Annotated in this window: 21 protein-coding genes; 13 read left to right on the top strand and 8 right to left on the bottom strand. The window is 61.0% G+C overall.

The annotated features are described in order from the left end of the window. Positions 1-37 precede the first annotated feature (37 nt). Positions 38-856, top strand: a complete 819-nt coding sequence (locus PSH96_RS12940) for an alpha/beta fold hydrolase (RefSeq protein WP_305459579.1) — start codon at positions 38-40, stop codon at positions 854-856. Further along, positions 846-1,979, top strand: a complete 1,134-nt coding sequence (locus PSH96_RS12935; protein WP_305459578.1) for a PAS domain-containing sensor histidine kinase — start codon at positions 846-848, stop codon at positions 1,977-1,979. Before PSH96_RS12940 ends, PSH96_RS12935 begins: the two co-directional genes overlap by 11 nt. Here PSH96_RS12935 and dapF read toward each other — a convergent pair. Next, on the bottom strand, positions 1,976-2,779 hold the full coding sequence (gene dapF / locus PSH96_RS12930) for a diaminopimelate epimerase (RefSeq protein WP_305459577.1): 804 nt from the start codon (positions 2,777-2,779) through the stop codon (positions 1,976-1,978). The two genes, PSH96_RS12935 and dapF, sit on opposite strands and share 4 nt — an antisense overlap. A 104-nt stretch (positions 2,780-2,883) precedes the next feature. On the opposite strand from dapF, the gene PSH96_RS12925 reads away from it, so the two are divergent. Then, positions 2,884-3,912 (top strand): alginate lyase family protein, encoded by a 1,029-nt coding sequence (locus PSH96_RS12925; protein WP_305459576.1) that lies wholly within the window; start codon positions 2,884-2,886, stop codon positions 3,910-3,912. Positions 3,913-3,954: 42 nt separating this feature from the next. Continuing rightward, the gene (locus tag PSH96_RS12920; RefSeq protein ID WP_305459575.1) at positions 3,955-4,509 is read left to right on the top strand and encodes an AAA family ATPase; all 555 of its coding nucleotides are present in this window, start codon (positions 3,955-3,957) and stop codon (positions 4,507-4,509) included. Between the two features lie 46 nt (positions 4,510-4,555). On the opposite strand, the gene PSH96_RS12915 is transcribed toward PSH96_RS12920, so the two are convergent. Next, a complete protein-coding gene (locus tag PSH96_RS12915; protein WP_305459574.1) occupies positions 4,556-6,139 on the bottom strand; it encodes a murein L,D-transpeptidase in 1,584 nt (527 codons plus the stop codon). A gap of 41 nt (positions 6,140-6,180) precedes the next feature. Between PSH96_RS12915 and PSH96_RS12910 the strand changes: the two genes are divergently transcribed. Together PSH96_RS12910 and PSH96_RS12905 are read left to right on the top strand one after the other, a co-directional pair. Beyond that, a complete protein-coding gene (locus PSH96_RS12910) occupies positions 6,181-6,894 on the top strand; it encodes a murein L,D-transpeptidase catalytic domain family protein (RefSeq protein WP_056859212.1) in 714 nt (237 codons plus the stop codon). Between the two features lie 30 nt (positions 6,895-6,924). Beyond that, the gene (locus PSH96_RS12905; RefSeq protein WP_305459573.1) at positions 6,925-7,671 is read left to right on the top strand and encodes a creatininase family protein; all 747 of its coding nucleotides are present in this window, start codon (positions 6,925-6,927) and stop codon (positions 7,669-7,671) included. Between the two features lie 130 nt (positions 7,672-7,801). Here the strand turns inward: PSH96_RS12905 and PSH96_RS12900 are convergent, their stop codons facing one another. Then, positions 7,802-8,143: a hypothetical protein gene (locus tag PSH96_RS12900; RefSeq protein WP_056859833.1), complete on the bottom strand. Its 342-nt coding sequence runs from the start codon at positions 8,141-8,143 to the stop codon at positions 7,802-7,804. 33 nt (positions 8,144-8,176) lie between these two features. Continuing rightward, the gene (locus PSH96_RS12895; protein ID WP_305459572.1) at positions 8,177-8,821 is read right to left on the bottom strand and encodes an ATPase; all 645 of its coding nucleotides are present in this window, start codon (positions 8,819-8,821) and stop codon (positions 8,177-8,179) included. A gap of 143 nt (positions 8,822-8,964) precedes the next feature. On the opposite strand from PSH96_RS12895, the gene PSH96_RS12890 reads away from it, so the two are divergent. Further along, on the top strand, positions 8,965-9,210 hold the full coding sequence (locus tag PSH96_RS12890; RefSeq protein WP_305459571.1) for a hypothetical protein: 246 nt from the start codon (positions 8,965-8,967) through the stop codon (positions 9,208-9,210). A gap of 3 nt (positions 9,211-9,213) precedes the next feature. On the opposite strand, the gene yfcF is transcribed toward PSH96_RS12890, so the two are convergent. After that, positions 9,214-9,846 (bottom strand): glutathione transferase, encoded by a 633-nt coding sequence (yfcF, locus tag PSH96_RS12885; protein WP_305459570.1) that lies wholly within the window; start codon positions 9,844-9,846, stop codon positions 9,214-9,216. Positions 9,847-10,032: 186 nt separating this feature from the next. Here yfcF and PSH96_RS12880 point away from each other — a divergent pair, with 186 nt between their 5' ends. Further along, positions 10,033-11,472 carry a hypothetical protein gene (locus tag PSH96_RS12880; RefSeq protein WP_305459569.1) on the top strand — a complete coding sequence of 480 codons (1,440 nt, stop codon included), beginning with the start codon at positions 10,033-10,035 and terminating at the stop codon, positions 11,470-11,472. Positions 11,473-11,532: 60 nt separating this feature from the next. Here the strand turns inward: PSH96_RS12880 and PSH96_RS12875 are convergent, their stop codons facing one another. The 3 genes from PSH96_RS12875 to PSH96_RS12865 form a co-directional block, all read right to left on the bottom strand. Then, positions 11,533-12,075 carry a DUF924 family protein gene (locus PSH96_RS12875; RefSeq protein WP_305459568.1) on the bottom strand — a complete coding sequence of 181 codons (543 nt, stop codon included), beginning with the start codon at positions 12,073-12,075 and terminating at the stop codon, positions 11,533-11,535. 187 nt (positions 12,076-12,262) lie between these two features. Next, complete coding sequence (locus PSH96_RS12870) at positions 12,263-12,868, bottom strand: LysE family translocator (protein WP_305459567.1); 606 nt, start codon at positions 12,866-12,868, stop codon at positions 12,263-12,265. Positions 12,869-12,940: 72 nt separating this feature from the next. Then, on the bottom strand, positions 12,941-13,813 hold the full coding sequence (locus PSH96_RS12865) for a LysR substrate-binding domain-containing protein (RefSeq protein WP_305459566.1): 873 nt from the start codon (positions 13,811-13,813) through the stop codon (positions 12,941-12,943). A gap of 117 nt (positions 13,814-13,930) precedes the next feature. Here PSH96_RS12865 and PSH96_RS12860 point away from each other — a divergent pair, with 117 nt between their 5' ends. The 5 genes from PSH96_RS12860 to PSH96_RS12840 all read left to right on the top strand — a co-directional run bounded on the left by PSH96_RS12860 (position 13,931) and on the right by PSH96_RS12840 (position 19,761). After that, entirely contained in the window at positions 13,931-15,220 is a 1,290-nt protein-coding gene (locus PSH96_RS12860) for an FAD-binding oxidoreductase (RefSeq protein ID WP_305459565.1), read from the top strand. Between the two features lie 20 nt (positions 15,221-15,240). Next, positions 15,241-16,329, top strand: a complete 1,089-nt coding sequence (locus tag PSH96_RS12855; protein ID WP_305459564.1) for a polyamine ABC transporter substrate-binding protein — start codon at positions 15,241-15,243, stop codon at positions 16,327-16,329. Between the two features lie 69 nt (positions 16,330-16,398). Continuing rightward, positions 16,399-18,042, top strand: a complete 1,644-nt coding sequence (locus tag PSH96_RS12850) for a sensor domain-containing diguanylate cyclase (protein ID WP_305459563.1) — start codon at positions 16,399-16,401, stop codon at positions 18,040-18,042. Next, entirely contained in the window at positions 18,042-18,491 is a 450-nt protein-coding gene (locus tag PSH96_RS12845; RefSeq protein ID WP_305459562.1) for a GNAT family N-acetyltransferase, read from the top strand. Before PSH96_RS12850 ends, PSH96_RS12845 begins: the two co-directional genes overlap by 1 nt. 172 nt (positions 18,492-18,663) lie before the next feature. Next, entirely contained in the window at positions 18,664-19,761 is a 1,098-nt protein-coding gene (locus tag PSH96_RS12840; RefSeq protein ID WP_065912037.1) for a carboxynorspermidine decarboxylase, read from the top strand. Positions 19,762-19,784: the final 23 nt, after the last annotated feature.

Raw genomic sequence — 19,784 nt, 5'->3', positions numbered from 1 at the left:
CCCACACATATAGCAATGCGCCATAGCAGAGAACTCCATGAACCTAAAGCACCGCAACAACGTCAGTGTGATGGGCAACGGCACGGCGACCTTGGTGTTCTCCCACGGTTTCGGCTGCAACCAGGCCATGTGGAATTATCTGGCGCCGCACTTTACCGGGCGTTTTCGCGTCGTGATGTATGACCTGGTGGGCGCCGGCCTGTCGGACCTCAGCGCATTCGACAAGACCAAATATGCTGCGCTGGAGGGCTACGCCCGCGATTTGAACGAGATTATCGACGCGTTCGCCAGCGGTCCGGTGATCCTGGTCAGCCATTCGGTCAGCGCGATGATCGCCACCCTTGCTGACCGCCTGGCACCAGACCGTATCGCCGCCCATGTGATGATCGGCCCTTCCCCGCGTTATATCGACGACGTGGGTTACGTCGGCGGTTTCAAGCGCAGCGATATCGATGACCTGCTCGAAACCCTCGACAGCAACTACCTGGGCTGGTCCAGCACCATGGCCCCGGTGATCATGGGCGCCTCCCCCGAGCCAACGGCGTTGAGTGCCGAGCTGAGCGACAGCTTCTGCCGCACCGAACCGGACATCGCCAAGCAATTTGCGCGGGTAACCTTTATGTCGGATAACCGCAAAGACGTGATCGGCCTGACCACGCCCGTGCTGATCCTGCAATCCCGTGACGACCTGATTGCGCCAGTGGCGGTGGGCGAATACCTGCACAGCGTGCTGCCCAACAGCACCTATTGCCTGGTCGATAACGTCGGCCATTGCCCGCATATGAGCGCGCCCCTGGCCTGCACGGCGGCGATGGACGACTTCCTGGCGCCGTGGGCCGTGGCCCATGTCGGCTGACCTGTTCGACAGCGCCGCCTGTGCGCTGGCCGTCACCACTGAGGACGGCACGATCCTGCGCGCCAACACGCTGTTCGGCGAATGGCTGGGGCTGCGCAGCGCCGAGCTGGGCGGGCGGCGCTTCCAGGACTTGCTGACCATGGGCGGGCGAATATTCCACCAGACCCACTTGGCACCCATGCTGCGCATGCGCGGCAGCGTGAGCGAAGTCAAACTCGACCTGGTGCACCACGACGGGCACAAAGTGACCGTATTGCTTAACGCCAGCGCCCGCGAACAGGCCGGCGCGTTGGTACACGAGATCGCGCTGTTCGGCACCACCGACCGCGACAAGTACGAGCGCGAGCTGCTCAATGCGCGCAAGCTTGCCGAAGCCCTGTTGCAGGAACGCACCAGCACCGAATTGGCGCTGCATCAGGCCCAGGCCGAGCTGAGCGAAGCCTACGCCATCGCCCAGCGCCGCGCGTTGTTTGCCGAGCAGATGGTGGCGATCGTCAGCCATGACTTGAAAAACCCACTGACCGCCATCCGCATGGCCACGGACATGCTCGCGCGCAGCGAGCGCACGCCCAAGGAGCGCCAGTTGCTGGGCCATATCGGCCAGTCCTCGGAGCGCGCCCAGCGAATGATTGCCGACCTGCTGGATTTCACCCAGGCGCGGGTCGGCCACGGGATCAGCATCAAAACCACGCCCTTGGACTTGCACAGCGTGATCCTGCACGCCGTGGATGAACTGCGCGTGGCCTTCCCCAAGGCCACGTTAAAGCACCAGGCCGAAGGTATGGGCGAAGCGTGCCTGGATGCCGACCGGGTGCAGCAGATCATTGGTAACCTGGTGGCCAACAGCGTGGCCTACGGCGACTTGTTGATGCCCATCACCGTCACTTCACGCCTGGGCGAGGGTGGCTGCCAAGTGGCCGTGCATAACCACGGCGCCGCGATCCCGCAAACACTGCTGGCCGGGCTGTTCGAGCCCATGACCCGTGGCACCGACCAGGGCAGCGAGGTGCGCAGTGTGGGGCTGGGCCTGTATATCGTGCGTGAACTGGCCAGGGCCCACGGTGGCGACGTGGTGGTGAGTTCCTGCGCCACCAAGGGCACGACCTTTACCGTGACGCTTTAGACCAGGTACGCCGTGCCCTGCATGACCGGCTCGACACGGCCGGTCAACACCACACCGCCCTGCCCATCCCACTGCACAGTGACCGTGCCACCGTCGCACTGCACCTCAACCGTAGCGCTCAGCAACCCGCGTCGAATCCCATTGACTACCGCGCCGCAGCAGCAGGAGCCGGAACCCAGCGGCACGCCCCCGCCGCGCTCCCAGATCCGTAGGCGGATGTGAGAGCGGTCCAGCACCTGCACAAAATGCACATTGGTGTTGGCCGGGAACAGCGGATGGGTTTCCAGCGCCGGGCCCACGGCCTCCAGGTCGATGCCGCTGATGTCGTCGACAAAATAGGTGCAATGCGGGTTGCCCATGCTGCAGGCGGCAGGCGCGCCATCGATGGGCAAGGTGCGGGTGTCCAGCGCTTCGGCCAGCGGCACGGCAGACCAGTCCAACGAGGGCGCACCCATGTCCACCGACACTTGCTGCCCGGCGGCCCGCACACAGGTCAGCAAGCCTCGATCGGTGCGCAGTACGAGGGTGTCGCGGCCGGTTTCATGCATCAAGCGGTCGGCCACGCCGCGGGTGGCGCTGCCGCAGGTTTGCAGCGGTGTACCGTTGGGGTTCCAGAACTTGATGCGGGCCAGGGCATCTTCGCAGTCGAGCACCACGGCCAGTTGGTTGAAGCCGATACCGGTGTGGCGGTTGCCCAGGCGCCGGGCGACCTGCGCAGTGATCGGGTCATCCTGGCCACGGCGGTCGATGATGATGAAATCGTCGCCATGGGCATGCATCTTCACAAAGGGCAAGGTCATGGGCGGTCCTCGGTCGAGATCAGCCCGCAAGCATACGGGAGTTTCATCCAGGCTGTTTCAGCCGCGTGCTAGCGTTGGCGCATCCCTGTCCAACAGAACCGCTCATGAACAAAACGACTTTTGCCTTTACCTTACTGCTGGCCGCGTTGCCCGCGATGACGATGGCTGCAAGCCTCTGCCAGCCTGCGGCTGCAAACCCTGCCGCCAAAGCCCTGTTGGCCGCCGCCCAACGGCATTTGGTCGACCTGCCAGCGCCGTTGCCGCATGTGCACACCGAAGGCACCCTGCCAAACCATGGCATTCGCGAGCAAAGCATGGTTGCCGAAAAGGACTGGCCGCTGATGCGCCAGGCGGCGCTGGCCTGGCGCATCAGCGGTGACCCGCGCTACCTCAAGCAAGTCGACGAGTACCTTGCCGCCTGGGCCGATGTCTACCAGCCGGACTTCAACCCCATCGACGAAACCAACCTCGATATGCTGATCACGGCCTATGCGCTGACCGCCGACCATTTGCGCCTGGAAACCCGCGCCGCAAGCCGCCGCTTGATCAGCAGCCTGGGCAATGGCTACATCGCGCATATCGAGCAATTCCACGGGCAGAAAAAAGCCACCCAGACCAATAACTGGCAGAGCCACCGCGTCAAGTTGGTGACCCTGGCCGCCACCGCACTCGACGACCGAGCCATGCTTGAGCAGGCCCATCAGCTGTTTAAACAGCAAGTGGCCGACAATATCCTGCCTGACGGCTCGGTCACCGACTTCCAGGACCGTGACGCCCTGCATTACGTGGTCTACGACCTTGAACCGCTGGTGCAGGCCGCACTGGCCGCCAAGCCCTACGGCGGCGACTGGCTCAACCTCAAGACCAATGGCACGTCGCTGCGCGCCGCCCTGGATTGGCTGGTGCCTTACGCCACCGGGCAACGCAGCCACCAGGAATTCCTGCATACCCACGTACAGTTCGACAAAGACCGCGCCAAGGTGGGCGAAGCCGGCTACAGCGGCACCTGGGATGCCAAAAGCAGCGCAACGTTGTTCTGGCTGGCGGCGCAACTGGATAAACGCTACCTGCCCGTGGCCACGCAATTGGCCGCCCGCCCCGCCGGCTGGATCAGCGCCTGCTATTTGAAGTAAGCAACGCTAGACTGGCCAGGCGCCCTACTCGAAGGATTGACCATGCTTATTGTATTCAGCGGCCTGCCCGGCACCGGCAAGACCACCATTGCCAGCGCACTGGCACGTCGGATAAACGCGGTTTACCTGCGTATTGACGTGATTGAGCAGGCGCTTAGGGATGCAAACGTATTGAACGCTGATGTGGGTGCCAGCGGTTATGGCGTGGCGAATGCGCTGGCGTTGAGTAACCTGCGACTGGGGCAGACGGTGATTGCCGACGGTGTAAACCCGGTGAAGGAGAGCCGGGAGGCGTGGCAGGCCGTGGCGGCGACAGCGGGTGTCGAGCTGCTTGATATTGAAGTGGTTTGCTCTGACCTGCGGGAACATCGGCGCCGTGTGGAAAGCCGCACCGGTGATGTGGCCGGGTTGGTGCCGCCTTCCTGGCAATCCGTTTCAGTACATGAATATGAAGCGTGGGCTGAAACGCCACTGACTGTCGACACTGCACGTGCGACAGCTGCCGAGGCCGTCGACGTGATCCTGGCGCACATCAACCTTGTGGCGAGCAGGCATGATGTGGAGAACAAGCCTGCTCGCCACAACGACCCCGTCTGACACAATAAGCCTGCTCGCCACAACGAACCCATCTGCCACGCGAGCTTCAGAGCACCGCGCCCATCGCCTTCACCAACACCGGGTCACGCCCATAAATATCCGGCGAGTACACCAACCCGCCCTGGCGATCGACTTCCACTGTCCAGTAGCCCAACAGCACCGGCACCGGCGTGGCCAGCCTGAATTCATGGGTTGTGCCGGTGGCGAGCAATTCTTCGGTGCGTGTGCGTTCGGCCGGGGTTACCAGCAGGTCGCGCAGCATCATCGGTTGCTCAACCCGCACACAGCCCGAACTGAAGGCCCGTGGGCCTTTGGTAAACAGCGGCTGGCTCGGCGTGTCGTGCAGGTAAACGGAATAGGGGTTGGGAAAGCGCATCACGATACGGCCCAGGGGGTTGCGCGGGCCGGCTTCCTGGCGCAGCAGAATGTTGCCGGGGTGCGACCAATCCACCTGGTCGGCCGTCAATGGGCGGCCCTGAGCGTCGAGCACTTGCAGGTTTTGCTGGCGCAGGTATTCGGGGTTAAGGCGGATGGCCGGGAGTTTGTCCTCACGCATGATGGTCGGCGGAATGGTCCACGTGGGGTTAAGGGTCAGCCGGGTAATGCGCGACTTGAGCAGTGGCGTCTGGCGCTCGGCACGCCCGACTTGCAGGCGGGTTTGCCACACCGGGATGCCGCTCTGGTAGACGCTCAGTTGCGCGCCCGCGACATTGACCACCACGCCTTCGGGCTCCAGGTCCTGGGCCAGCCAGCGGAAGCGTTCGAGGTTGATGCGCAGCTGGTCGCGGCGCATCGCCGGGCTGATATTGAGTTCGGCCACGGTGCCCGTGCCTATTACACCGTCGGCCTGCAGCGAGTGGCTGAGCTGGAAGGCCTTGACCGCCTTGACCAACTCATCGCGGTACTGCCGGCTGTTGCCCGTCGGCGCCTTGGCCAGGTAGCCACCGCTGTACAAGCGCCGCGCCAGTTCGGGCACGCGCGGGTCGTCCATGCCTGGCTTGAGCAGCGGCCCGGTGGCGACCGGGTCCCAATGGGGCAAAGGCTGCAGGCGCACAGTGGCATAGGTATTGCGCAAACTGCGGTACAGATCAGCGCTGGGGCGCGCCTGGTCAAAGGCTTGGGCCATGTCTTGCAGGCCGGTGGCGGCGAAGGCCAGCACTTGAATATTGGGGTCGAGGGTGGGTGGCTGGGAATGCCACAGCGGCTCGAAACGCGATTGTTGCAGGCGCCCGTAATGTAAATCCTGCAGGGCTTGCAGGTATTGCCGGCTGCTGCCGATATCGCTGCACAGCATGTTACCCGTGGCCTCCACGATAGGCAGGCTATAGTGAGAGGGCTCCAGGCCATCGTCGGCCAGCATCAACAACTGAGATTGCAGTGCGTGGCGGCGCTCATCGGACCACAGCGTCACATTGCCCTGTTGCTGGTAGAGCGCCTGCAAGCGTGCTTGGGCCGTGGCGTCTATCTGCGCGGCAAGGTCGGGGCAAACGCTGGGCAGTTGAGAAAGGGCCAACTGCACCGGGCTGGTCGAAACCACCGGTACGGCATCCACCGGCAGCTCATCAGCTGTCGCGACCAATGGTGCAACGAGCAGGCAAATGCTCAAGTAACATGCGTGTTTTTTGAACAATTGACTCAACTCCAATCCACAGCGGGGGGGATGTACTGTACATGCTGACTTTAATATGCCGCGCCGGCTTGATCGCCGTGGCCCTGGCTTCGTTGAGCAATGTTACGCTCGCCGCCACTGCCAACCCTCCTACTTTGTATAGCAGCCTGGCGCGCTCGGCTCCAGAACTCAATCCCACTGTACTGAAAAGCGCCCTGAGCGCGGTGCAATGCGCGGTCAATAACGGCGAAGAGCGTTCGGATCGCCTGGCCGTCATTGACTACTCCCAGCCCTCGACCGCCCGTCGGCTGTGGATCTTCGACCTGCGCAAGAAGACCCTGGTACTGCGCGACCTGGTGGCCCATGGTGCCAAATCCGGGGAAAACTTCGCCACGCAATTTTCCAATCGAGAAGGCAGCCACCAATCCAGCCTGGGTTTGTTCCGCACCCAGGAGAGTTACCTGGGCACCCACGGCTACTCGTTGCGCATGGACGGCCTGGAGCCGGGCTTCAATGACCAGGCCCGCGACCGCGCGCTGGTGATTCATGCGGCCGACTACGTCAACCCGGCCTGGAGCAGGCGCGAAGGCCGTATCGGCCGCAGCCAGGGCTGCCCGGCCGTGCGCCCGCAAGTGGCGCGCCAGGTGGTAGACAAACTCAAGGATGGGCAGTTCATGTTCTCCTGGTACCCGGACCAGCGCTGGCTGAAGTCTTCGACGTACCTGAACTGCAAGCCCCAACAAGTGGCGAGTAGTCGTACAATCCGTGGTGGTTAGCCTGTCCCCACAGATAAAAGAGAGCGTCGCATGCTTCTACACACATCCACCTGGATCGAGATCGGGCAGTTTCTGGAGCGCAGCCGCACGGTGGTGATCCCCATCGGCTCCAACGAACAACACGGCCCTACCGGCCTGCTGGGCACTGACTGGATGTGCCCGGAAATCATCGCCCATGAGGCGCAGAAGAACGCCGACATTCTGATCGGCCCGACCTTCAATATCGGCATGGCCCAGCACCACTTGGGCTTTCCCGGCACCATTTCATTGCGCCCTTCCACCTTTATCGCTGCAATTGGCGACTGGGTGCGTTCATTGGCCGGGCATGGTTTCGACAAAATCCTTTTCTTGAATGGTCACGGCGGCAATATCGCCACCATCGAAGCGGCCTTTTCCGAGCTGTACGCCGAAGCCAGCTACGCTCGCCGCCCGGCCGGGTTTGCGCTCAAGCTGGTGAACTGGTGGGACCTGGAAGGCGTTAATGAGCTGGCTCACCGCCAATTCCCGGTGGGCCACGGCAGCCATGCCACGCCGTCGGAGATTGCGGTGACGCAGTGGGCGTACCCGGAATCGATCAAGTCGGCCGAGTATTCGCCGCAAATCGCCAACACTGGGCCGATCCGCGAAGCGCTGGATTTTCGCGCGCGTTTCCCGGATGGGCGCATGGGTTCGGACCCGGCGTTGGCGACGGTGGAAAAAGGCGGTGAATTGGTAGCGTTGGCGGCCAAGGGGTTGGTCAACACCGTGAACGCCTTCAGCAACGAAGCCAAACCTTAAGCCTTACATAAAACAAAATGTGGGAGCTGGCTTGCCTGCGATGGCGGTGTATCAGTCGAGAAGTATAGTGACTGACACTCTGCTATCGCAGGCAAGCCAGCTCCCACATTGAACAGTGTGAAGGTTTGGGTTACTTGCAATCCTGCGCCGCCAACTCCAGCCGCGAAGGCTTGATTGCCGACGCCAGTGGCTTGCGCTCATACAGGAACACCTTGGTGCCGTCCTGGGACTTGTAGGCTTCCAGCACATCATCGGCAGCAATCTTGCTGGTCAACACCACTTTGGCGTGACGCGAGTTCTGGGTCACGGTCGAGGTAATGCCATGCTTTTCAAGCTTGGGCAATACGCACTGCACATAGCCCTCAGGCGTCTTGCTGGTTTGCAGGGTCAAGCTCGGAGCATTGGGAGCGGTGATACAACCGGTCAGCAACAAAGGTGCCGCGGCCAGGGCCGGAATGAAAAAAGCGCGCATATAAAATCCTGAGTATAAAAAGAAAAGTTCATATCAACTGGCGCGTACCAACGCCTTGAGCGACACATCGAACTGCTTCAACGCATCAAGCTGTACATCACGCTGCTGTTCAATCTGTGCGGCAATTTCCGGCGCCGCCTTGTCATGCACCCACACCGCCGGCACTTGCTTGTGCACCGAGCCTTCGGCCTTGGCGATGTATTGCAGGTTCGCGTCATAGAAGCGTGCAACAAAGCGCGCCTCAACCTGATCGTTACGCTGGGTCAACAGTTGGTTGTGGGTATCGAGCACCACCACCACATCCGGGTGCGCCTGCACCAGTTCATCCAGGCTGCTATAGACCGTTACGGCAAGAAAAGTGCCCTGCAACGAACTCATTAACCAATCGATCGCCAGTTCCGGGTCGGAGCTGTTGACGAATGCCTCACGGATGCGCCCGTCGAGGGCGTCCTTGGCGCCGTTCATGGCCATGGCGTGGTAGCGTTCAAGGTAGCTGAGGTTGTCGCGGGTGTTTTCGCTGTACAGCACTCCCACCGATTGCGCGTGCCGCAGGGAGTCTACGCTACCGACGAGGGGCAGCAAATGGCCGGTACGCAGATCATCGGCAATCGCCGGGTTGGCCAGCACCGTGGTGCCGAGCATCAGTATCATCAGGCCCAGCTGAATAATCGTCCTCATCGCGCATTTCCTTGAGCAGCGTGTCGATGGGGCGATTGTCCGCTTTTGGCGCAAAAACAGAACCTGTGATCCTTGATGGTGACTATCATTTGAACCGATAGTGTCAGGCAGCCTCTTCTCATAAAACCTATAAGGACCACGCCATGAAGCCCCACCAGAAAACCTTCGACCGCATCCGCGAAGCCGTATTGCCGGAGTTTCGCGAGCGGGTCGCCGATTACCTGGTCGATTATGAAGACGTGCTGCAGGACGAAACCGCAGAAGCCGACCTGCGTTACGCCACTGTCCAGCAACTGCGCGGCTACCTGCGCGGTTTGAACACCACACGGGTGCTGGGCATGGCCGATTGGGAAGACCTGGACCGGCGTGTGGCCCAGGAATGGCTGTAACCCCTAGAGCGCCGGGCGTTGCAGGTTGACCCAGGCCTGCACCGAGGGCCGCTGCCATTGGCGTTGTGCATAGGCCACCAGCTCGGACGGCACGTTGTCACCGTTGAGGATCAGGCGGTTGAGCATCACGGCCAGGTCAACATCAGCAATCGACCACGCGCCGAACAGGTATTGCGCGTTGCCTGCCAATAACGCCTGTGCCGCGCTGATCAACTTGCGCGCGGCCGCCTCACCTGCAGGCGACAGCGGCGGCCTCTTCTGTTCGTAAAACACCACCAGCGTCGAGCGTTCCTGACGAATCGCCTGCAAGTCGCTGCGCAGCCACGCCTGGACCTGACGCGCCCTCGCCCGCTGTTTTGCGTCCGTCGGGTACACCGTGGTCTCGGGGTAAGCCTCATCCAGGTATTCGCTGATCGCCGAGGACTCCGACAATGCAAAGTCGCCTTGCACCAACGTGGGCACGCGCTGGGTCAGGGACAGTTGGGCAAATTCCGCCGCGTGGTTTTGCGCCGTGTCCAGGTCAAGGGTGACGGTTTCGAAGGCCAGGCCCTTTTCCAGCAGGGTGACGAACACCGACAGGGCGTAGGGGCTGGTGAATTGAGCATCGACATAAAGGCGCAACGACGGTGCGGGCATAGAGGTTCTCCTCGGGTGAAGGCCCACGCTACGAGATCGGCGCCCAGAAAGACAATGCGCAGTTTTTATGGAGGCATTCCTGGCGGGAATAGCAGCATTAATGGCAAGATCATAGCTCTTTGCCACCTGGCGAAGCCGTGCCGGCCTTCGCACCACTCACCCATAGCTTTCAAGGAAGATAAGCTTATGAAACAAGCAGTTGTCGTTATCCATGGCATCGGCGAACAGCGCCCGATGGACACCTTGCGCGGCTTCGTCGAAGCGATGATCCCGGCGGACACGCCCGATGGCACGCCGTTTTACTGGAGCAAGCCGGACCGGCTATCGCGCAACTTTGACCTGCGTGTATTGAAGTCGTCGGGTCGCACCAGCACGGATTTCTACGAGTATTACTGGGCCCACAAGATGCAGGGCACCAAGGTTGGCCACCTGCTGGGCTGGTTGTGGGATATTTTCAAGCGCCCACGCCGTGACATTCCCGAGGCCATCGTGCCGATCTGGCGCACCACGCGCTGGACGGTGCTGGTGCTCCTGCTGCTGATTGCCAGCGGCACCCTCGCCACGGCCTGGGGCCGGTTCGACCACAGCGACAACCCCTTCGCGCTGGTGCCACTGCTGCTCGGGGCCATCGGCCTGGGCCTGCGTTATTCCGCGCTGTCCTACCTGGGCGATGCGGCCCGCTACCTGAGCCCCAACCCGCAGAACGTGGTGGTGCGCGAACAGATCCGCGCCGATGGCGTCGCGTTACTGCGCGCCCTGCACAACAAGGGCGACTACGACCGCATCATCGTCGTCGGCCACAGTTTGGGCAGTGTGATTGCCTACGACATCGTCGGCTACCTGTGGCATGAACATCACGATCAACTGACCAAGGTGATTCCCAGCAACCGCGAGTTGGCCAACCGTTATGCCGAGCACCAACCGCTGCAACCGGTGATCAACGAAACGCTGCCCAACGCCGGCGCCGCCCTCGACGGTAGCCTGGGCAGTGTCCTGAGATTTCGTGACCAACAGGCCCAAGCGTTTATCGAACAGCGCGGCCTGGGCAACCCCTGGCGCATTACGGATTTGGTCACGGTGGGTAGCCCCATGGCCCACGCCAGCCTGTTGCTGGGCCGCAGCGTGAGTGACTTTAAAAAACGCATCGAGCGCCGCGAAGCGCCGGCCTGCCCACCTACCGAAGACACCAAGGGCTACGGCTACAACGCCCGCCAGCCGGTGATGCTCGGGCAAAAACCGTTCACTCCACAGTACCTGCACCACGCCGCGGCGTTTGCCGTGACGCGCTGGACCAACCTGTACTTCCCCGCGCCCTACGGCTTGTTTGGCGATATCGTCGGCGGCCCGGTCAAGCCGGTGATGGGTGCAGGCGTGCTGGATTTACCCGTCACCGTGGGCACCTGGAAAGGCTGGCTCGCTCGCTCCTGGCTCAGCCACACCCGCTACTGGAGCGAGCGCGGCGGTGCACAGGGCTACCTCGGCACGCTCACCCAGGATGAAAACGCGATTACCCATGGCCCGCGCCCCTCGGCCACCGAAGCACTGCGCTGGGCGGTCGACCTCAAGGGGCTGCGGCGCTTTCGTCCAGTGGCTACCAAGGAAACCCTGGCGCCCGCCGAGGCCTAGGACCACGCACGTCCAAACGGTTTCGATTGAAGGTGGGAGCTGGACCGAGTCGTCTCTGGCCTAGCCGGCGAAGCCGCCGGCCTTGAGAAACTCGTGCTCGAGTTCGGTGGTTGCCCTGGCCAATACCGCATTGCGATGGGGAAACCGCCCAAACCGCTCAATGATATCGGCGTGCTCCTTGGCCCAATGGTAGGTGCTGGCGTCCAAATGCTGGTTCAACGCCAGCGAATGCTGCTGGTCCGCCGGGTCTTCGGAATGTTCAAACGGCAGATAACAGAACGCGCGCAGTTCCGGCTCGATCTGTTGATCCAACCCGGCGTCCACCATCCGGTAGGCGTATAAACGCGCCAGCGGGTCGGTAGCAAACATATGTGCTGTACCGCGAAAGGCATTGCGTGGGTATTGATCCAACAGAATCAACAAGGCCAAAGCGCCCGGCGCCGAATCCAGCCAACCCTCCAACTCACGCCGGGCGGCTTGCATATGCGTGGCGTGAAAGGTCTCGCGAAAGGCCGCGTCAAACGCCTCATCCTTGGTGAACCAGCGCTTGGGCCCGGCCTGCCTCCAGAACGCGATCACTGCCTCGGCGGATTGTTCGTTCATGCTCGTCATTGTTCTCTCCCACTCTTTAACGCAAAAAAAGCCCGGTAGATTTCATCATCGACGTCGGCGATATCCATCAAGTTTCCCACAAGAGCCGCTCAAGCTCGTGCGCGGTCGCACTTATGGGGTATGGATCGCCCTTGACGTCGGAGCCTGACACTGCGCGCCACCGAGGCTGCCCCACGGCTTAAGGTGTAAAGACGTGCAGGTAGAACGCATGAAACATGAAATACGCACACCCGGCCAGCGCCAGCCCCATGCAGCGGTTGAACCAGATAAACGCCGCCGCCCCGTTGATCCGCCGCCCCAGCAGCGCGCCCAGCAAGGCGTACACCCACGGCGCGCCGACCGCGCCCAGCCCCAGCAAGGCCGACACGCCAAAGATCGAGGCGCCGGTAATATGCGCCGCCGGCAACATCACGCTGGTGATCGGCAACACCGCGACGATGCCCTTGGGGTTGAGCAGCTGAATCACCAGGCCATTCCAGAAGGTCAGGGTCTTGGCCGGCGAACCTGAAGAATCATCCACCTCGGTACGCGCGGTGAACACCTGGTACGCGAGGTACAGCGTGTACACGCCGCCAATCAAAGAAATATACGGCAACGCCGCCTGGGAGATGATCGCTTCGCCGGTGTAGCCGAACACCACGAACATCAACAGCATCGCGCACCCCACGCCGATGTAGAAGCCGGTGGAGCGACGGAACTTGCCCGTGAGGCCGGCGTTCAGGCCCATCAGGTTGACGGGGCCGGGGCTGTACATGACGCTGAACGCGTAGAGAAAAATGTCCATGGGGAACCTGCAGTAGAAGAAGTCAGGCGAGTCTACTGAGGGGGTTAGTGCGCATTCTTGAACGTTTGTGGTTCAGCGCACCTGTCGCCCAAACCACTCCATGATCACTGCACAAGCCGGATGGGATGCAGCCATCGGTTGCAGGCACAGCGCGTACACCCCGCCCGTTTCCAGCGGCTCACCCAACGGCACCACCAACATCCCGCGCTCGATCGATTCGGCAGCCAGCGTCAGGTCAGTCATCGCCACACCAAGCCCCCGCGCAGCGGCATCCAGCGCCAGCTCGTCAAGGTTGAACGGGATGTGCCGGTAATCCTCCAGCACACCAGCGCCGTGGGCGGCCAGCCATACACGCCAGTCTTGTTTGTCCACCGAACGGTGCAGCAGCGCCACGCTACGCAGGTCATCCAGCGTGGCCAGCGGCCTCAGGCCGGGTGTGCACACCGGCACCAGTTTTTCCTGGAACAGCGTCAGGCATGCCGGATCATTCGGCGGTTTGGGCAGGTATTGAATGTACGCATCGCTGTCGCCCGCTGGCTCAACCACTTCGGTGGCGACGGTCTCGATCGCCAGGGCAATATCCGGGTGCAGTCGGTAGAAATCACTGAGTTTGGGCAGTAACCAACGCACGGCCAGCGACACATGCAAGCGAATGCGAAAGGCGCGTTTTTGCGGTGAAATCCGCTCCTCCAGCACCTTCAGTTGCCCGAGTATGCTGCGGGCGCTGGCCAACACTTGCTCGCCCTCGGCGGTCAGGCACAGGCTACGACTGGTGCGGGTCAACAGCGGTACGCCGAAATGGCCTTCCAATTGCTGAATCTGGCGACTGACTGCGCTTTGAGTCAGGCACAGGGTTTGCGCGGCTTGGGTAAAGCTGGCGCTGTCGCTGACTTCTACCAACGCTTGCAGGCCCTGCAACGAAGGTACGTGACGAATCTTATCCATGCGTTTTCCGAATAGCTGGATGATTTTATAACGTTGGTTGTATCACCCAAGCCCCTATAAATTCCAGCCATCGACTTAACTCATTCATGCTATCAACGCATGCATCCGAGGTTTTCCGTGGACAATATCTGTGGCTGGATCGCCCAAACCGTCGCTCTTCCCATCCGCAGCAGCTTGCAGGGCACGCAACAAGCCGACTGGCTGGTGATCGGCGCGGGTATCACCGGCCTCTGCGCAGCTCACAGCCTGGCAGCCATGCACCCGCAAGCGCGCATCGTGATCGTCGATCGCCAGTGTGCGGCCCAAGGTGCTTCCGCGCGGAACTCGGGGTTTGTGGTGGCCCATGAACATCCGGCCGAAAGCGAATTGATGGGCCGCCCCGGGTTCGCAGGATTCGAGGTGGACACTGTCATCTCCCGCGCGGCCAGTGACGAAGTGCGAAAACGCATCAAGCACCATGGCATCGACTGCGACTTTCGCGACAACGGCTATTTCTTTGCTGTGCATGACAGCGACAAGCTCACCCACGTCGATGCCAAGCTCGCCACCCTGCATGCCCTCGGCGCATCCGCGCAACTGTTGCAAGGCGACGCACTGCGCCACACGCTCGGTACCGCGCATTATCAGGCAGGGATCTGGTGCGGCGATGGCAACGCTCTGCTGCAACCGGCCAAGTATGTTAAGGGGTTACTGGACGCTTTACCGACCAGCGTCAGCCTGTTTGAAAACACCGATATCACCGGGTTGGAGCGCATGGCAAACGGTGCCATTCGCGCCACCAGCACTCATGGGAGCGTCAAGGCGCGGCAGGTGCTGGTGTGCCTGAACGCCTTTATCCCGCGTGTCGGCCTGGACCGCAGCGCCACCTTTCCCATGGAACTCAGTGCCAGCCTCACCCGCCCGCTCACACCAAAAGAATGTGCAGCCGAGCCCTGGGGCGTGCTGTCGACGCGGCCGTTGGGCGCCACCGTGCGCCTGACTCCGGACCGGCGCTTGATGATCCGCAACACCGCCGAATACCGCACCCGTGACTTGTCCAACGGCGATTTGCTGCAACGGCGCCATCACCATTTGCTGGGTTTGCAACGGCGCTTCCCATGGCTCACTGAGCAGGATATCCACTACACCTGGACCGGCCACCTCAGCGCCTCACGCTCTGGGCAGCCCTACTTCGCCAAAGTCGAAAACAACCTGTACGCCATCGCCGGCTGCAATGGTTCCGGTGTAGCACGCGGCACGTTGTGGGGGCGATTAATAGCCGAATGGGCTTCAGGTGAAAGCTCGCCTTTGCTGCAATCGGTCATCCAGCGCGCGCAACCCGGCTGGTTGCCACCGCGCCCGCTGTTCGACCTCGGTGCCCTGCTGCGCATGCGCGTCGAAGCTGTGCGTGCCCGTTCAGAAATCTAAAACAAGAAAAGGTGAATGCAATGCACATCAACCAATTGCCCATGGCGGTTTTACTCAGCGCGTTTTCAGTGGTCGGCTACGCCGCCGAAGAAGTGAATATCTCCAACTGGAACGGCTACATCGCCGACGACACCCTCACCCGCTTCACACAAGCCACCGGCATCAAGGCTACCTACGATATTCACGACAGCAACGAAGTGCTCGAATCAAAGCTGATGACCGGCAATACCGGCTATGACGTAGTCAGCCCTTCCAACCACTTTTTGTCGCGACTGATCAAGGCTGGCGCCATCCAGAAGCTGGACCGCAGCCAGCTGCCGAACTGGAAAAACCTCGACCCATTGCTGATGAAAAAACTCGAGGTCAACGATCCGGGTAACCAGTACGGCTTCCCGTACATGTGGGGCACGGCAGGCATCGGCTACAACGTCGAGAAGATCAAGGCGATTTTCGGCAACACTGACGTCACCCGCTCATGGAAGATGTTCTTTGATGAAGAAACCCTCAAAAAACTCAGCACCTGTGGCGTGGCGATCATCGACAACCCCACACAGATCCTGCCCATCACCCTTAACTACCTCGGTCTGCCCCATCACAGCCATGAGCCCGCCGACTATAAACAGGCCGAGCAGGCCTTGTTGAAGATCCGGCCCTATATCCAGTACTTCCATGCGTCCAAGTACATCAGCGACCTGGCCAACGGCAATATCTGCGCGGTGATCGGTTTCAACGGCGACGTAGTGCAAGCGGCTGCGAGCGCGAAGGAGGCCAAAAACGGCATAGAGATCGCCTACTCGATCCCCGAAGAAGGCTCGACACTGTGGCTGGACATGGTGGTGATGCCAAAGGCTGCGCCCCATGAAAAAAATGCTTACTCGTATATGAATTATTTGCTCGACCCCAAGGTGATCGCCAACATCAGCAACAGCATCCACTACGCCAACCCCAACAATGCTGCGGATGAGTTTCTTGACCCGGCAGTGAGACAGGACATGGCGATTTACCCGCCAAAAAGTGTGGTGGACAAATTGTTTATCGTTGAAGACTTGCCACCTGCAATAGCACGCCTGGCGACGCGTTTATGGACCAAATTGAAGACCAATACCTGAATCAAAACCTGGCAATCGGTCTGAAATTACGCCTACCATGTAAAGACTTGCCGCCTTAGACAAAGCCCCATGATCAAAGCCAGTCTGCGTAGTCACCTGACCCTGTGGTTTGCCGGTTTATCACTGCTGACGTTGTTGAGCGTCGGGGTCTACGTGGGCCGTATCGCCACTGAACAGATGAAGCAGGCCAGCGGCAATGCCCTGCTGAGCACGGCGCGCTCCACTGCGGCCTTGCTCGCTGTGCAACTGCGTGAACGCCAGCTGGAAGTGTCTTTGCTGAGCAAGGCGCCGATCATGCGCAAGGGCAACCTGGATGCGCCGGACATCCTCACCCTGATGGAACTGCGCACCCAGTCACGCGCCGAATATGCCTGGATGGGTATCGCCGACGCCGAGGGGCATGTTCGTCAGGCGGTCAATGGGTTGCTGGTCAACCAGTCGGTAAGCCAGCGGCCCTGGTTTCAGGCTGGTCTTCGCGGCGAATACACCGGTGACCCTCACGAAGCGGTGTTGCTGGCCAAGCTGTTGCCCAGTTCGGCCAGCGGCGAGCCATTGCGTTTTATCGACTTTGCCGCACCTATCCGCAATGCCCAGGGAGAGACCATCGGTGTGCTGGGTGCGCATGCGCATTGGCGTTGGGTCACGCAGATCGTCGACTCGGCGGTGATGCAAAAAGACGCTATCCCCGATATCGAGGCCCTGATCGTCGACTTCGACGGCAAGGTGCTCTACCCCGAAAGCCTTTCCGGCGAGCAAATGCCGCAAGGCAAACTGATCACCCATTCCGGCTGGTGGGCCGGCAACGGCTACGTCACTGCCTCCGTCGCCGTGCCGAGCCCGTCCAATGCGAACATGACCTGGTACATCATGGTCCGTCAGCCGCTGGACGTGGCCCTGCAACCGGCGCGCACACTGCTGTATAAATTGCTGATGCTCGGCGTACTGGCAGCGGTCGCGTTCGTATTGGCGGCCTACTACCTCGCCTCCTCCCTCAGCCGCCCGATCGAACGCCTGGCCAAATCCGCCAGGCTCGTTCAGGAGCAGCAACCTGGTGCCGCGTTTCCCCAGGAACACTCAGTGCTGGAGATTGCGCAACTGGGCCGCTCCCTTACCAGCATGACCCAATCGCTGCTGGCCAAAGAGCGCCAATTGCAAGAAGCCAACGCCTCTCTGGAAGCCACCGTCGCCCAACGCACGGCCGACCTCACCCAGGCCAACGCCGACCTGCTCAACCTGGCGACCCACGACGCGCTGACCGGCGTCTACAACCGCCGCCGCTTCGACGAAAAACTCGCCGAGAACAGCCTGCTGTTCCAACGCACGGGCCGCACCTTCGCCCTGCTGCTGATCGACGCCGACTACTTCAAGCGCGTCAACGATACCTACGGCCACGCGGTCGGTGACGAGGTACTGTGCCAACTGGCAGCCCTGATCGAAAGCAACACCCGCGCCACCGACTTTGTCGCACGGTATGGCGGTGAAGAATTCGCGGTGTTGCTGCCGGAAGTCGAAGAGCCGGACAGCCCTGAGGTGGTCGCCGAGAAAATCCGCGCGGCGGTGGCGGCGGCGACATTTGCGACGGTGGGGCATGTGACGGTGAGTATTGGCGTGAGCATCGCAGAGTCAGCCGACCGGGATTCCTCGGCATTGCTCAAGCGTGCGGATATGCAGTTGTATCAAGCCAAGGACGCGGGTCGCAATCGGGTGGCGTGATGGTTCTCAGCCAAGACTTTTCGATAAAACGACTGGAAGATCTGCCCGAGCAGATCCACACGCTGCAAGTGCAGGCCGTGGCCGAGGGGTTCAGGTTCCTCACGCGGCTTATCACCGAATGGGAAAACCGCACCACTCGGTTTGATCAACCCGGCGAATGCCTTTTGGGTGTGTTCCGCCACGACCAGTTGGTCGCAATCGGGGGCGTTTCACGCGATCCGTATTCCACTCCCGACAACGGCCGAATACGCCGCGTCTACGTCGCTCCATCGATGCGTGGGCAACATATTGGAAAAGCGCTGGTACAACAGTTGCTGGCATTCGCCGCCATGCACTTTCAAACGGTGCGCCTGACGACAGACACAGCGCAGGGCGCAGCGTTTTATCTACAGTGCGGGTTTCACTCGGTGACTGATGACACCGCCACTCACGCCAAGTCCGTGAAGTGATTTGGCTCACCTGCAGCTACCGAAGACCGGCGTTGTAGCCATAAACAGTCATACTCAGACGCTACCCTTGGAAACCTGGCGCGCAAAATCCGCCCGCTAACCTTTCGATCTGATCCAAGTGCGGGCACAATGCGTGTCCTTTTTTGGCAGGCACCGCCGCAGGCTCTCAAAAATGATCAAAACGCCGTACTACCTCATCGATAAACAGAAGCTTCTGGTCAACATGCAGAAGATTGCTTACGTGCGCGAGCAGTCCGGCGCCAAGGCGCTGCTGGCGCTCAAGTGCTTTGCCACCTGGTCGGTGTTTGACCTGATGCAGGAATACATGGACGGCACCACCTCGTCGTCGCTGTATGAATTGAAGCTCGGTCGCCAGAAGTTCGAAGGTGAAGCGCACGCCTACAGCGTGGCGTGGGCTGACGACGAAATCGAAGAGATGCTGGAGAACTGCGACAAGATCATCTTCAACTCCATCAGCCAATTGCAACGTTTTGCCGAACGCAGCGAAGGCAAGACCCGCGGCCTGCGCGTCAACCCGCAGGTAAGCAGCTCCGACTATTTGCTCGCCGACCCGGCGCGCCCATTCAGCCGCCTGGGCGAATGGGACCCGGTGAAGATCGAAGGCGTGATCGAGCAGATCTCGGGCTTCATGTTCCACAACAACTGCGAGAACGGTGACTTCAACCTGTTCGACCAGATGCTGAACACCATCGAAGAACGCTTCGGTGCGCTGCTGCACAAGGTCAACTGGGTGAGCCTCGGCGGCGGCATCCACTTTACCGGTGAAGGCTATGCCATCGACGCCTTCTGCCAGCGCCTCAAGGCGTTCTCGCAGAAGTACGACGTGCAGGTGTACCTGGAACCCGGCGAAGCGGCGATCACCAACAGCGCTTCCCTGGAAGTCACCGTGCTCGACACCCTCTACAACGGCAAGAACCTTGCTGTAGTGGACAGCTCCATCGAAGCCCACCTGCTGGACCTGCTGATCTACCGCCTCAACGCCAAGCTGGCGCCGAGCGAGGGTGAACACACCTATATGGTGTGCGGCAAATCCTGCCTGGCCGGGGACATCTTCGGCGAGTATCAATTTGATCGTCCGCTGGCCATCGGCGATCGGCTGTCGTTCATCGACACCGCAGGCTACACCATGGTCAAGAAAAACTGGTTCAACGGCCTGAAAATGCCGTCCATCGTAGTGAAACAACTCGACGGTACAGTCGAGGTGGTTCGTGAATTTGGTTACGACGACTACCTGTCCAGCCTTTCGTAAGCTGGCGGATAAAGGAGAGATAA

Origin of the sequence: Pseudomonas sp. FP2338, from assembly GCF_030687515.1 — a bacterium.
GTDB classification, from domain to species: Bacteria; Pseudomonadota; Gammaproteobacteria; order Pseudomonadales; family Pseudomonadaceae; genus Aquipseudomonas; species Aquipseudomonas salomonii.
The sequence above is the reverse complement of the archived record's forward strand: the minus strand, read 5'-3'. Positions and strand labels throughout refer to the sequence as shown.

Bases quoted from the DNA above. Each gene is read 5' to 3' on its own strand.
- dapF (WP_305459577.1), bottom strand. From the start codon at position 2,779: ATGACCTTGCCCTTTGTGAAGATGCATGCCCATGGCGACGATTTCATC.
- PSH96_RS12840 (WP_065912037.1), top strand. From the start codon at position 18,664: ATGATCAAAACGCCGTACTACCTCATCGATAAACAGAAGCTTCTGGTC.
- PSH96_RS12875 (WP_305459568.1), bottom strand. From the start codon at position 12,075: ATGAACGAACAATCCGCCGAGGCAGTGATCGCGTTCTGGAGGCAGGCC.
- PSH96_RS12870 (WP_305459567.1), bottom strand. From the start codon at position 12,868: ATGGACATTTTTCTCTACGCGTTCAGCGTCATGTACAGCCCCGGCCCC.
- PSH96_RS12905 (WP_305459573.1), top strand. From the start codon at position 6,925: ATGCTTCTACACACATCCACCTGGATCGAGATCGGGCAGTTTCTGGAG.
- PSH96_RS12935 (WP_305459578.1), top strand. From the start codon at position 846: ATGTCGGCTGACCTGTTCGACAGCGCCGCCTGTGCGCTGGCCGTCACC.
- PSH96_RS12880 (WP_305459569.1), top strand. From the start codon at position 10,033: ATGAAACAAGCAGTTGTCGTTATCCATGGCATCGGCGAACAGCGCCCG.
- PSH96_RS12865 (WP_305459566.1), bottom strand. From the start codon at position 13,813: ATGGATAAGATTCGTCACGTACCTTCGTTGCAGGGCCTGCAAGCGTTG.
- PSH96_RS12925 (WP_305459576.1), top strand. From the start codon at position 2,884: ATGAACAAAACGACTTTTGCCTTTACCTTACTGCTGGCCGCGTTGCCC.
- PSH96_RS12940 (WP_305459579.1), top strand. From the start codon at position 38: ATGAACCTAAAGCACCGCAACAACGTCAGTGTGATGGGCAACGGCACG.
- PSH96_RS12895 (WP_305459572.1), bottom strand. From the start codon at position 8,821: ATGAGGACGATTATTCAGCTGGGCCTGATGATACTGATGCTCGGCACC.
- PSH96_RS12850 (WP_305459563.1), top strand. From the start codon at position 16,399: ATGATCAAAGCCAGTCTGCGTAGTCACCTGACCCTGTGGTTTGCCGGT.
- PSH96_RS12920 (WP_305459575.1), top strand. From the start codon at position 3,955: ATGCTTATTGTATTCAGCGGCCTGCCCGGCACCGGCAAGACCACCATT.
- PSH96_RS12910 (WP_056859212.1), top strand. From the start codon at position 6,181: ATGCTGACTTTAATATGCCGCGCCGGCTTGATCGCCGTGGCCCTGGCT.
- PSH96_RS12855 (WP_305459564.1), top strand. From the start codon at position 15,241: ATGCACATCAACCAATTGCCCATGGCGGTTTTACTCAGCGCGTTTTCA.
- PSH96_RS12900 (WP_056859833.1), bottom strand. From the start codon at position 8,143: ATGCGCGCTTTTTTCATTCCGGCCCTGGCCGCGGCACCTTTGTTGCTG.
- PSH96_RS12845 (WP_305459562.1), top strand. From the start codon at position 18,042: ATGGTTCTCAGCCAAGACTTTTCGATAAAACGACTGGAAGATCTGCCC.
- yfcF (WP_305459570.1), bottom strand. From the start codon at position 9,846: ATGCCCGCACCGTCGTTGCGCCTTTATGTCGATGCTCAATTCACCAGC.
- PSH96_RS12890 (WP_305459571.1), top strand. From the start codon at position 8,965: ATGAAGCCCCACCAGAAAACCTTCGACCGCATCCGCGAAGCCGTATTG.